11 protein-coding genes are annotated in these 12,642 nt (G+C 63.0%); 10 read left to right on the forward strand and 1 reads right to left on the reverse strand.

Annotated features, from left to right (window positions below; all coding sequences use genetic code 11):
- Positions 1 to 8: 8 nt before the first annotated feature.
- The 6 genes from gcvP (at position 9) to OZ911_RS11455 (ending at position 7,277) form a co-directional block, all read left to right on the forward strand.
- The gene (gcvP, locus tag OZ911_RS11430; protein WP_060516791.1) at positions 9 to 2,879 is read left to right on the forward strand and encodes an aminomethyl-transferring glycine dehydrogenase; all 2,871 of its coding nucleotides are present in this window, start codon (positions 9 to 11) and stop codon (positions 2,877 to 2,879) included.
- A gap of 63 nt (positions 2,880 to 2,942) precedes the next feature.
- Positions 2,943 to 4,196 (forward strand): serine hydroxymethyltransferase, encoded by a 1,254-nt coding sequence (gene glyA, locus OZ911_RS11435; RefSeq protein WP_023047040.1) that lies wholly within the window; start codon positions 2,943 to 2,945, stop codon positions 4,194 to 4,196.
- A gap of 104 nt (positions 4,197 to 4,300) precedes the next feature.
- Positions 4,301 to 5,269 (forward strand): lipoyl synthase, encoded by a 969-nt coding sequence (gene lipA / locus OZ911_RS11440; protein WP_023047039.1) that lies wholly within the window; start codon positions 4,301 to 4,303, stop codon positions 5,267 to 5,269.
- Positions 5,270 to 5,520: 251 nt separating this feature from the next.
- Positions 5,521 to 5,661: a hypothetical protein gene (locus tag OZ911_RS11445; protein WP_016486219.1), complete on the forward strand. Its 141-nt coding sequence runs from the start codon at positions 5,521 to 5,523 to the stop codon at positions 5,659 to 5,661.
- A gap of 88 nt (positions 5,662 to 5,749) precedes the next feature.
- Entirely contained in the window at positions 5,750 to 6,256 is a 507-nt protein-coding gene (locus tag OZ911_RS11450; RefSeq protein ID WP_016486220.1) for a peroxiredoxin, read from the forward strand.
- A gap of 82 nt (positions 6,257 to 6,338) precedes the next feature.
- Complete coding sequence (locus tag OZ911_RS11455; RefSeq protein WP_016486221.1) at positions 6,339 to 7,277, forward strand: LysR family transcriptional regulator; 939 nt, start codon at positions 6,339 to 6,341, stop codon at positions 7,275 to 7,277.
- On the opposite strand, the gene OZ911_RS11460 is transcribed toward OZ911_RS11455, so the two are convergent.
- On the reverse strand, positions 7,254 to 8,384 hold the full coding sequence (locus OZ911_RS11460; protein ID WP_016486222.1) for a porin: 1,131 nt from the start codon (positions 8,382 to 8,384) through the stop codon (positions 7,254 to 7,256). The genes OZ911_RS11455 and OZ911_RS11460 overlap by 24 nt on opposite strands.
- 372 nt (positions 8,385 to 8,756) lie before the next feature.
- On the opposite strand from OZ911_RS11460, the gene OZ911_RS11465 reads away from it, so the two are divergent.
- From OZ911_RS11465 to xth, 4 genes are all read left to right on the forward strand, one after another.
- Positions 8,757 to 10,058, forward strand: coding sequence for an MFS transporter (locus tag OZ911_RS11465; protein WP_268968653.1), 1,302 nt, complete (start codon positions 8,757 to 8,759; stop codon positions 10,056 to 10,058).
- Between the two features lies 1 nt (position 10,059).
- Entirely contained in the window at positions 10,060 to 11,259 is a 1,200-nt protein-coding gene (locus OZ911_RS11470) for a M20 aminoacylase family protein (protein WP_023047035.1), read from the forward strand.
- Positions 11,260 to 11,579: 320 nt separating this feature from the next.
- Positions 11,580 to 11,822, forward strand: a complete 243-nt coding sequence (locus tag OZ911_RS11475; protein WP_016486225.1) for a hypothetical protein — start codon at positions 11,580 to 11,582, stop codon at positions 11,820 to 11,822.
- A complete protein-coding gene (gene xth, locus OZ911_RS11480; RefSeq protein ID WP_023047034.1) occupies positions 11,819 to 12,625 on the forward strand; it encodes an exodeoxyribonuclease III in 807 nt (268 codons plus the stop codon). The genes OZ911_RS11475 and xth overlap by 4 nt, the downstream gene beginning before the upstream one ends.
- The last annotated feature ends 17 nt before the right edge of the window (positions 12,626 to 12,642 follow it).

The following is a 12,642-nucleotide window of genomic DNA, read 5'->3' on the forward strand; positions in this document are numbered from 1 at the left end:
TGGCCGCCATGAACAACCCGTGTATCCCGCTGGGCACGCTTGATGAATTTGTTGCCCGTCACATTGGCCCGCGCGAAGGCGATATCGCGGCCATGCTGGCGCTGACCGGCCATGATTCGCTCGACGCGCTGGTCGACAGCGTCATCCCCGCCAGCATAAAAGGCAGCAGTGTGCTCACGCTGACCCCGGGGCAGGGCGAGGCAGAGGCGCTGGCCGCACTCAAGGCGATTGCCGCGAACAACCAGCTGTATCGCAACCACATCGGCCAGGGCTATTACCCTTGCCATACCCCGGCTCCGATTCTGCGCAACCTGCTGGAGAACCCGGCCTGGTACACCGCGTATACCCCGTACCAGCCGGAAATTTCCCAAGGCCGCCTGGAAGCACTGCTGAACTTCCAGACCCTGATCAGCGACCTGACCGGTATGGAAATCGCCAACGCCTCGTTGCTCGATGAAGCCACCGCTGCCGCCGAGGCCATGACCTTCTGCAAGCGCCTGGCGAAGAACAAAGCCCCGGCGTTCTTCGCCTCCCGCCATTGCCACCCGCAAACCCTCGATGTGTTGCTTACCCGTGCGCGGCCACTGGGTATCGAGGTGGTCATCGGTGATGAGGCGGCGCTGGAGGGCCAACCCCTGGACGGCTATTTCGGCCTGCTGTTGCAGTACCCGGCCAGTACCGGTGCAATTGTCGATCACCGCGCCCTGGTGCAACGCGCCCATGCAGCGGGCGCGCTGGTTTCGGTATCCGCAGACCTGCTGGCCCTGACGTTGCTGGCGCCCCCGGGGGAGTGGGGCGCAGACGTGGTCATCGGCAGTGCCCAGCGCTTTGGTGTGCCACTGGGTTTCGGCGGCCCGCATGCGGCGTACTTTGCCACCCGCGATGCGTTCAAGCGCGACATGCCCGGCCGCCTGGTCGGCGTGTCCATCGACCGCTTCGGCAAACCGGCACTGCGCCTGGCCATGCAGACGCGCGAGCAACATATCCGCCGCGAGAAAGCCACCAGCAACATCTGCACCGCACAAGTGCTGCTGGCCAACATCGCCAGCATGTATGCGGTTTACCACGGCCCCCGAGGCCTGGCACAGATCGCCCGGCGGGTGCATCGCCTGACGGCGATCCTGGTGCAGGGGTTGCGCCAGCTTGGGCATCATGTCGAACAGGCGCACTTCTTCGACACCGTCAGCGTGGTAACCGCCAGGCCGTTGGCCGATGTGCTGGCGGCGGCCAACGCTGCCCGGCTGAACCTGCGCCTGATCGACGACGTTCGGGTTGGCGTCGCGCTGGATGAAACCTGCGAGCAGGAGAGCGTCGAGGCCCTGTGGCAGGTGTTCGCGGGCGCCGGGCAGGCGCTTCCGGAGTTCGCCGCTTTGGCTGCCGACGGTGCCGATTGCCTGCCGTCGGTGCTGCTGCGTGACACGCATTACCTGCAGCACCCGGTGTTCAACCGTTATCACTCTGAAACCGGGCTGATGCGCTACCTGCGTCGCCTGGGCGACAAGGACCTGGCCCTGGACCGCAGCATGATCGCCCTGGGCTCATGCACCATGAAGCTCAACGCTGCCAGCGAGATGATCCCGATTACCTGGCCCGAGTTCGGCGCCCTGCACCCGTTCGCCCCGGCCAGCCAATCGCTGGGCTACCGTCAACTGACCGATGAGCTGGAGGCCATGCTGTGTGCGGCCACCGGGTATGACGCCATGTCGTTGCAGCCCAATGCCGGGTCCCAGGGCGAGTACGCCGGTCTGCTGGCCATACGCGCCTACCACGCCAGCCGTGGCGAGGCCGGGCGTGATGTGTGCCTGATCCCGTCGTCGGCCCATGGCACCAACCCGGCCACGGCGCAGATGGCCGGCATGCAGGTGGTGGTGGTCAACTGCGATGAGCGCGGCAATGTCGATGTGACCGACCTGCAGCACAAGGCCGAGCAACACAAGGCCAAGCTGGCGGCCCTGATGATTACCTACCCCTCGACCCATGGTGTGTTCGAAGACGGCATCACGCGAATCTGCGACATCATTCATGCGTGTGGCGGCCAGGTGTACCTGGACGGCGCGAACATGAACGCCATGGTCGGGCTGTGTGCGCCCGGCAAGTTCGGTGGCGATGTGTCGCACCTGAACCTGCACAAGACCTTCTGCATTCCCCACGGTGGCGGCGGCCCCGGCGTCGGTCCGATCGGCGTCAAGGCACACCTGGCGCCGTTTCTGCCGGGGCACGGCCACCTGCCCAAGCAGCAGGGTGCGGTCAGCGCGGCGCCGTATGGCAGTGCCAGTATCTTGCCGATCACCTGGATGTACATCCGCATGATGGGCGGGGCAGGGCTCAAGCGTGCCTCGCAGCTGGCGATCCTCAGTGCCAACTACATTGCCCGGCGCCTGGAAGAGCACTACCCGGTGCTGTACACCGGCGAGAACGGCCTGGTGGCCCACGAGTGCATTCTTGACCTGCGCCCGCTCAAGGACAGCAGCGGCATTGGCGTCGAGGATGTGGCCAAACGGCTGATCGACTTTGGCTTCCATGCCCCGACCATGTCCTTCCCGGTGGCCGGCACGCTGATGGTCGAGCCGACCGAGAGCGAGTCCAAGGAGGAACTCGACCGCTTCTGCGCCGCGATGATCTGCATCCGAGAAGAAATTCGCGCGGTGGAAAACGGCACCCTGGACGCGCTCGACAACCCGTTGAAGAACGCCCCGCACACTGCCAGCGAACTGGTCGGTGAATGGGCCCACAGCTATAGCCGGGAACTGGCGGTGTACCCGCTTGCCGACCTGCGCGAGAGCAAGTATTGGCCGCCGGTGGGGCGCGTGGACAACGTTTACGGCGACCGCAACCTGGCCTGCGCCTGCCCGCCGCTGTCGAGCTATCAAGACGCCTGACCCTGCTGACCCGGAGCCGCTCCGGGCCATATTTGCCGACCAGACAATCAAGGAATCACACCCATGTTCCATAAAAGCCTGACCCTGTCCGATTTCGACCCTGCGCTGTCCGGGGCCATCCGCCGCGAAGTGCAACGCCAGGAAGACCACATCGAGCTGATCGCTTCGGAAAACTACACCAGCCCGCAGGTGATGCAGGCCCAAGGGACCGAACTGACCAACAAGTACGCCGAAGGCTACCCCGGCAAGCGTTATTACGGTGGCTGCGAGCATGTCGACGTGGTCGAGCAGTTGGCCATCGACCGCGCAAAACAACTGTTCGGTGCGGGTTATGCCAACGTCCAGCCGCATTCTGGCTCCCAGGCCAACGCTGCGGTCTACCTGGCCTTGCTGCAAGCCGGCGACACCCTGTTGGGCATGAGCCTGGCGCATGGCGGCCACCTGACCCACGGTGCCAAGGTGTCGTCCTCGGGCAAGCTGTACAACGCTGTGCAATATGGCATCGATGCCAACGGCCTGATCGACTACGACGACGTCGAGCGCCTGGCCGTCGAGCACCAGCCGAAGATGATTGTGGCGGGCTTCTCGGCCTATTCGAAAACCCTCGACTTCCCGCGTTTTCGGCAGATCGCCGACAAGGTCGGGGCCTACCTGTTCGTCGACATGGCCCACGTCGCCGGGCTGGTAGCGGCGGGGTTGTACCCCAACCCGCTGCCGTATGCCGACGTGGTCACCACCACCACCCACAAGACCCTGCGCGGGCCACGTGGTGGCCTGATTCTGGCCAAGGCGGACCCGGAGCTTGAGAAAAAGCTCAATTCGGCGGTGTTCCCGGGCGGGCAGGGCGGGCCGCTGATGCACGTGATCGCGGCCAAGGCGGTGTGCTTCAAGGAAGCTTTGGAGCCTGGCTTCAGGGACTACCAGCGCCAGGTCATCAGCAACGCCCAGGCCATGGCACAGGTGTTCATGCAGCGGGGCTTCGACGTGGTTTCAGGCGGCACCGACAACCACCTGTTCCTGGTCAGCCTGATCCGCCAGGGCATTACCGGCAAGGACGCCGATGCTGCGCTGGGGCGTGCGCACATCACGGTGAACAAGAACGCCGTGCCCAACGACCCGCAGTCGCCGTTCGTGACCTCGGGCCTGCGCATCGGCACCCCGGCGGTGACGACCCGTGGCTTTAAGGAAGCGGAGTGCCGTGCCCTGGCGAGCTGGATCTGCGACATCCTCGACCACCTCGGTGATGCTGACGTCGAGGCCCATGTGGCGGGCCAGGTCTCTGAATTGTGCAAGCTGTTCCCGGTATATCCGGCCTAGCAAATGGGGCTGCTCTGCGGCCCTTCGCGGGCTTGCCCGCGAAGGCTGCAAAGCAGCCCCTGTGATGCTGTCGGTCAATATCAGCCCAGAGCCAGGAGCCAGCCATGCCAACCGAACAACTGCAACACACACCACCGCGCCCGCAGCCGTTGCAGGCCGGGGTAAAACTGCGCGGCGCCGAAAAGGTGGCGCGTATCCCGGTGAAAATCCTCCCCACCGAGGATGTGCCACGCAAGCCCGACTGGATCCGCGTGGCCATCCCTACCACGCCTGAGGTAGCGCGGGTCAAGGCCCTGCTGCGCAAGCACAAGCTGCACAGCGTGTGCGAGGAAGCCGCCTGCCCGAACCTGGGCGAGTGCTTCTCTGGCGGCACGGCGACATTCATGATCATGGGCGACATCTGCACCCGGCGGTGCCCGTTCTGCGACGTCGGCCATGGTCGGCCCAGGCCGCTGGACGTCGACGAGCCGAAGAACCTGGCCATCGCCATCGCCGACCTGGGCCTGAAGTACGTGGTGATCACTTCGGTGGACCGTGACGACCTGCGCGATGGCGGCGCCGGGCATTTTGCCGATTGCCTGCGCGAGATCCGCAGGCTGTCGCCGGGCATTCAGCTGGAAACCCTGGTGCCCGATTACCGCGGGCGCATGGAGGTGGCCCTGGCCATCACCGGGCAGGAACCGCCAGACGTGTTCAACCACAACCTCGAAACCGTGCCGCGCCTGTACAAGGCGGCCCGGCCGGGCTCGGATCTCGAGTGGTCGCTGGACCTGCTGGAGCGCTTCAAGCAACAGGTACCGAGGGTGCCGACCAAGTCCGGGCTGATGCTCGGCCTGGGCGAAACTGATGAAGAAGTGATCGAAGTGATGCAGCGCATGCGTGAGCATCAGGTCGACATGCTGACGTTGGGGCAGTACTTGCAGCCGTCACGCAGCCACCTGCCGGTGCAGCGCTTTGTGCACCCGGACACCTTTGCCTGGTTTGCCGAGCAGGGCTTGGCAATGGGGTTCAGAAACGTGGCGTCCGGGCCACTGGTGCGTTCGTCCTACCATGCTGACCAGCAGGTGCAGTGAGCGGAACGGGTCGTTGCCGGTTGAGCGTTGTGCGCTGATCGGGGTAAAAAAAGGGAGGGAATTCAAAGTTGGCATGAAAATCTCATGTACAGCGCTTGGCATGCGATTTTCGTAACCTTGCGTTCACCCTCCATGGACAAAAACAACAGGGGGCTTACATGAGTTGTCTGATTTGCGCAGGGCAGGCGCAATCCGTTGAATGCACCCATGGATGGGAAGAGCGGCATTGCTCCCAGTGTGGATGTTACCGAATGTCACAAGCGCTCATCCTGGTGATGATGGAAGAGGGGCAGATTTTCGATACGGCGCGCATGCGGGAATGGCTGGCGGCTCGGCGCGTGCTGGTGCCTGTTCCTTCCATCGATCATACCCAGGCAATATTGGCGCGTTGAACGCATGTAGCCGCGGGCATGGTGTACCTGGCTTGGTGGACTGCGGCATCATAGCGTGCCCGGCCATCAACGCACCCAGGAGACCACGATGATCAACACTGGCGATCTATTGCCCGACGTTACGCTGTACGCGTACAACAATGACGAAGGCGCCTGCGCGATCGGGCCGAATGCCTTTTCCGTTCACGAGCGCTGCAAGCATAAAAAAGTGGTTGTTTTCGGTTTGCCCGGCGCGTTCACGCCTACCTGTTCCGAACGCCACGTCCCAGGTTATGTCGCTGAGGCACAAGCGTTGTTCGCCGCGGGCGTTGACGAAATCCTCTGCGTGTCCGTGAACGATGCGTTTGTCATGAATGCCTGGGGCAACAGCCTGCAGGTGGGCGAAAAGGTAAGGATGATTGGCGATGGCAACGGCGAATTCAGCGACGCACTGGGCTTGATCCAGGACCTGTCCGCGCGTGGATTGGGGCGCCGTTCCCTGCGTTATGCCATGGTTGTCGACAACCTGGTGGTCAAGCACGTTGCTGTCGAAGCGCCTGGCCAGTTCGAGGTCAGTGATGCAGCGAGCGTGCTGGCGGCGTTGCGTCAGTTGTAAGCGCCAGGCCTTTCAGTCAAGGACTGTCAGGGGCGCCGAAGAATATGTTCAATCTGACCCGATAACAACAAGGTATACCCGGTTGAAACTTCACCAACTCAAGGCGTTGGTCGCCATCCACAACGCAGGCAGCATCCTTGAGGCTTCCAAGCTCATGCACATTACCCAGCCTGCGCTGAGCCGTTCGATCAAGGAGCTGGAACGGGAAGTCGGCTTCAGCCTGTTGCAGCGGTCGCACAAAGGCATGGCCCTTACCGAGGAAGGCAAGCGCGTCATCCGCCACGCCAACCTCGTGGTGGAGAGCATCCGTCGCCTGCAGATCGAAGCGGCGAGCATTCAGGATGCCGCGCTGGGCGCGGTGTCGATCGGGGTGACCTCGCTGACGGCGATGCTCGATGGTGTCGATGAAAGCATCCTGGCCTTCCGGCGCAAGTACCCGCGGGTGAAGATCACCATCACCGACTTGCGTCCCAGCCAGATCCTGCAACGCCTGCGCGACGGCAGCCTGGACTTTGCCATTACCTCGCAGCAACCCCTGAGCCGGCTGAGCCTGGACTGGGAGGCGCTCGGCAGCATCAAGGGCAGGGTGATTTGCCACGCGTCCAATGCACAAAAGTTTTCCAAGTCTTTGCGCACCTTGCAGTACGGCCACTGGATCAGCCTGGATGAGCTGTCGGACCAGGCTTCGCAGTTTCACCAGCTGTTCGAGGTCAACGGCCTCCAGGTGCCGCAGAACACCGTTGAATGCACCTCGGTGATGATGGCGCTCAAGCTGCTGAAGAATACCGAATCGTTGATGACCATCAGCGAGCTGGCGGTGGACCAAGGGTTTACCTTTAGTGTGGATGGCGAGTACGTGGTCATGGCCGTGCAGGAGTTGATTCCGGACTACCCCATCAACCTGGTCTGTATCGACCGCCACAGCCTTACGGCGCCTGCCCAGGAGCTGTTTCACAGCTTGCGCGGGCAGGTGCTCAGGCAAACCCGTCCCGTGGCCTCAGAAGTGGTAGTACATGCCTAGCGAGACATTGCTGGGGTTGTCGCCAACCTGATCCACCGGGGTGCCAGCGTAGGTGACCGACGACGCACGCTGGTTGGCAATCAGGCCCAGCCGGCCATAGATGGCCCAGCGTGGGTTGATGAAATGGTCATAGCCAATCATCACGCCTGCTGCGTCCTTGTCGCGGGCGGTAACCTGGCGCTGCATCACGGCCAGGCGCAGCACGTCCCGCTCGCCGACCGGCGCCATCACCCCGAAGGTGTACAGCGTGGTACTGGGCGTGCCGGCCTGGTCTACGTCCTGGCGTTGCCAGGTCAGGCTGGTGGCCAGTGGGCCGAAATCGTAAAACGCCGACAGGCTCTTGTAGTAGTTGGCGGTCTGACGCGAGGTGCCAGCGTCGTCCCAGGGGTCGCTGTAGTACAGGTTGTAGGAGGCCAGCAGCATCACCCGGCTGTTACGATACTGCAGCCGGGCGCCACCACCGCGCACGGTGCGCCCCTGGCTGGCGGCATCGTCGAAGCCGAAGCTTAGCGCGGTGCCGATGCTGAAACCGTTCAGGTTCGGGCTGGTGTAGGCCAGGGTGTGCTTGGGGCGCAGGTCCAGGTAATAGGCGCCCTTGCCGGCGGCAGGCAGGGCCAGGTAGGTGTAGGGCGAGCCATATGTGGCCAGGAACGGGTCGGCGTAGGTGGGCGTGCCCATGCTGTAGGTCTTGCCGAACTCAAGCTTGCCCAGGGTGCGCGAGCGCAGGGCTAGCGTTGCCAGGCGCAGGGTGCCAATGGTGTCCCAGGTGCCCTCCAGGGCTTTGCCATTGACGTTGAAGCCTTCCTCGACGTCCAGTTCCAGTACGGTGTCAGGGGTAAGCCCCTTGCGGGCATACAGCCCGACCTTGTTGGTCCAGGCGCCGCCGCCGGCCAGGCGAAAGCCCGAGTGGTGCTGCGAGTCGTGATAGCTGGCGAATGCATCCACGGTGCCGTAGACCTTGAGCTTGTCATCGAAACCGTAATCCACCCCGTAATAGCCAAAACCCGGTGCAATCCGGCCGAGCGTCGGAAAGCCCTCGGCCTGTGCCTGCACGGCAAGGCATGCCCCTTGGATCATCAACAACAACGACGTAGTGCGAGTGTTCATTCACGACTCCAGGCCAGCACAGTGATGTGGTGGCTGTAGCGTCGGTGAACAGCACGTTGCAGCGTGATTGCTTATTCGGCCATGTCATGCCGTTTGGTTAATCAAGGCCCTGCGGGGCGTTACGGTTGGCGAGAACGTCTGCGCTAGACAGGCTTCGAACACGCGCGAGGCCGCGCTTGCTGCCCGGTTGAGTGAGCACTGATGGGGCAGCGCGCAGAGGCAGGGCAATCTGCGCGCCAGTTCAGGGCAAATTGGTCAATGACCGGGTCGGTCAATTAACCATCGGTTAGCCACATGCCGAAACTGCAAGTGTGTTGGGTGCCCGATTGGCCGATATTCGCTGCACGCCGCGAATTGCCATCGGAGATAACAATGACCAGACCGCTACCCGCACCGCCCCTTATGCAGACGGGCGCGCATTCAGCCGCGCAGGCATCTTCCTCACGTAAAACCTTGATTGCCTGCTCGCTGGGCAATGCACTGGAAATGTACGACTTCACGATCTACAGCTTCTTCGCTGTGCTGATCGGCAGGCATTTCTTCCCCTCCGAGTCGGCAATGGCATCGTTGTTGATGTCGCTGGCCACCTTCGGCGTCGGTTTCCTGATGCGCCCGGTGGGGGCGATGGTCATCGGTCGCTATGCCGACCGGCGCGGGCGCAAGGCGGCGCTTAGCCTTACCATCGGGCTGATGACCTTGGGCACAGCGCTGATCGCGTTTGCGCCCACCTACTCGCAGATCGGTATTTTTGCCATGGTGCTGCTGGTGGTCGGCCGGCTCATCCAGGGTATGTCGGCAGGCGGGGAGGTGGGTACTGCGTCAGTGTTCCTGATGGAGTCCAGCGCGGTTGGCAAGCGTTGCCAGAACGTCAGCTGGCAGGCCGCCAGCCAGGGCTACGCCGCCCTGCTGGGCGCCGGCTTCGGCTTTGCGCTCAGCCAGTTGCTCGACCCCGCTGCCCTGGAAAGCTGGGGCTGGCGCATACCGTTCATCTTTGGCCTGCTGATCGGCCCGGTCGGTTGGTACATACGCACGCGCTTGCCGGAAACCCACGAGGCCGCCGCAGCGCACAAGGCCGAGCCGGCGCTGGACGCCGAGGTGCTCAAACGTATCGCCCAAGGCATCGGCCTGATGGCCAGCTCGACCATCGGCATGTACCTGTTCGTGTTCTACATGCCCACCTACCTGACCACGGCCTTGCACTACCCGCCAGGCAGCGCAATGGCCATTGCCTGTATCAGCAGCGGCTGCATGGCGATCATCTGCCCGCTGGCGGGCAAGTTCGCCGACAGGTACCAGCTGCGCAAACGCCTGCTGGCGTGGACGGTAGCCACGCCAGTGGTGCTGACCCTGCCGGTGTTCTACCTGCTGGGGCAGGTGCAACACATGGGCCTGGCCATGATGTGCGTAGCGGTGCTGATCTTGCCTACCTGCATCGGTGCCGGTGCGTTCTTTGCGCTGATGATGGAGGGCTTCCCCAAAGCGCAGCGCTCCTTCGGTACCTCGGTCAGCTACAGCCTGGGGGTGACCATCTTCGGCGGGTTTTCGCCGCTGGTGGCGACCTGGCTGATTGCGGCGCTCGGCACCCCGTTGGCGCCGGCCTACTTCCTGCTGGCTGGCGGCGTTCTCAGCCTGGCCTGCCTCAAATACTTCCCCGAAAACACAGGATGCGAATGACATGGGCACTTTGAACATGACTGTCTTCCAGAATGATCAACCTCAGGCCTCGGCAGCAGAGCCGGATGAGTTCGTCGTGATCCGCCGGCAGATTCACGCCGCGCCGGAGCTTGGTGGCGACACGCCTGACACGGCGGCGCTGGTAGCCGACAAGTTGCAGGCCTGGGGTTATGAGGTGCATCGCAACGTGGGCGGGCATGGGGTTGTCGGGGTGTTGCAGGTAGGGGAAAGCCCCCGCAGCATTGGCCTGCGAGCTGACATGGACGCACTGCCCATGAGTGAGAAGAACCCCTTTGCGCATGCCAGCAAAATCCCCGGCCGCATGCATGCCTGTGGGCATGACGGGCACACCGCGATCCTGTTGGCAGCTGCAGCACAGCTGGCGGCAACACGCAATTTCAACGGCACGTTGAACGTGATCTTTCAGCCGGACGAAGAGGGCCTGGCCGGGGCCAGGGCGATGATCGACGACGGCCTGTTCGAGCGCTTCCCGTGTGACTCGGTGTACGCGCTGCACAACATGCCCGGCATGCCGGTGGGCACCTGCGTGGTGCAAACCGGCCCAACCATGGCGTCCTCCGAGCGCGTCAGCATTCGTATCACGGGCAAAGGTGGCCACGGGGCGATGCCGGAACTGTCGGTGGACCCGGTAATGGCGTTGAACAGCCTGATCAGTGGCATCCAGACCATCAAGTCGCGCAACCTGAGCGTCGAGGACTATGCCGTCATCAGCATCGGCATGATCCAGGCCGGTACCGTCTACAACATCATTCCTGACGAGGCCAGCATGCTGCTGAGCGTGCGCACCGACACGGCCGAGACCCAGCAAAAGATCAACAGCCGCATTGACGCCCTGGCCAGGGGGCATGCCGAAAGCTTTGGCGTGGAGATCGATGTGCAATTCACTCAACTGGCGCCCGCGTTGTGCAACAGTGATCACGAAAGTGCGTTGCTGCGTGAAAGCCTGAGGCCATTGTTCGCCGACGGCTCGTTACTGGACAAGATGCCGAAGAAGGTCATGGGCACCGAAGACTTTGCCTACATGTTGCAGGCGCGACCTGGCTGTTACTTCATGCTGGGGAATGGTACAGGCGAGTTCCATGGGTGCTCGGTGCATAACCCGCACTACGATTTCAATGATGCGTTGGTGAAGATCGGCGCCGATTGTTGGGTAAAGTGGGTGCAGGACTACCTGCGTTGATGCCGTTGTCGGGGGGCCACGGCCCCCACAGCCCCTGCGAGCGCTGCTTCACCCTGTGGTAGCAGCTGTTTTGCACAGCGCCTGAAAGCTTGCGCGATCACGGTGGGAGCAACTGTCTTGCTCAACTTCTAAAAGCTGGCGCGATCACTGTGGGAGCGGGCTTGCCCCGCGAACACGGGCGAAGCCCGTGCCATCCAGCGCGCAGCCTGCTTCGCGGGCACGCCGCTCCCACAGCAGCCAACCCTGCCACGTGCTACAGCAATTGAACGTCCCGCCACGCCAGGGCTCTCACAAGCAAAGGGTACAGCGAGGCCACCTTCATGAGCATCGAGCGCAGCATTCCCGAACTGAAAGCCTGGTACGCCCAGTACGATGACATCAGTTACCGGCGCGAGTCACCGGATGCCTACCACCATGAACTGGTTCGTACCGCAGAAGCCCTGCGCGACGATGGCACCATCGACTGGGATGACTGGCTGGCGCTCAAGGCGCTGGCCGATGAGGCGCATATCCGCGCCCTGGAAGATGCCGTGCAGGCCCATGTCAGCGACCCTGACGCATGAAAGCGCTGAAAATTGCCACCTTCAATATCAATGGCATCCGCAGCCGCTTGCCTGCGCTGCTGGCCTGGCTGGAGCGCGAGCAGCCCGATATCGCCTGCCTGCAGGAGCTGAAGGCGACCGACCAGCAGTTCCCTCGCGCGCAGTTGGAGGCGGCAGGTTATGGCTGCCTTTACCAAGGGCAACCCTCCTGGAACGGGGTGGCCATCCTGGCGCGGGGCAGCGATCCGCTGGAGGTTCGGCGCGGCGTGCCAGGCATGGAGGATGACAGCCAGAGCCGCTATCTGGAAGCGGCGGTACACGGGGTGCTGGTAGCGTGCCTCTACTTGCCGAACGGCAACCCGCAGCCAGGGCCCAAGTTCGATTACAAGCTGCGCTGGTTCGAATGCCTGATCAAGCATGCGCATAGCCTGTATCAAAGCGGCCACCCCACGCTGCTGGCCGGTGATTTCAATGTCGTGCCCACCGACATGGATATCTACAACCCCCGGTCCTGGCTGAAGGACGCCTTGCTCCAGCCTGAGTCGCGCGCGTGTTACCAGCAACTGCTGGACCAGGGCTGGGTCGATGCCATACGCCATCTGTACCCGGACGAGCGTGTCTACACCTTTTGGGACTATTTCCGAAACCACTGGCCGCGCAATGCCGGGTTACGCATCGACCACCTGTTGCTGAACGCCGAACTGGCCCCCTACCTGAAGCAGGCGGGGGTGGATGCCTGGGTGCGCAACGAGGTCAAGGCCAGCGATCATGCACCCGCCTGGATAGCGCTGGGTGCACGTCGCGCCCGATCAAAGAACGTGTGAAAACGCCTGGCCCGCGC

Source organism: Pseudomonas fortuita (genome assembly GCF_026898135.2).
Taxonomy (GTDB): Bacteria; Pseudomonadota; Gammaproteobacteria; order Pseudomonadales; family Pseudomonadaceae; genus Aquipseudomonas; species Aquipseudomonas fortuita.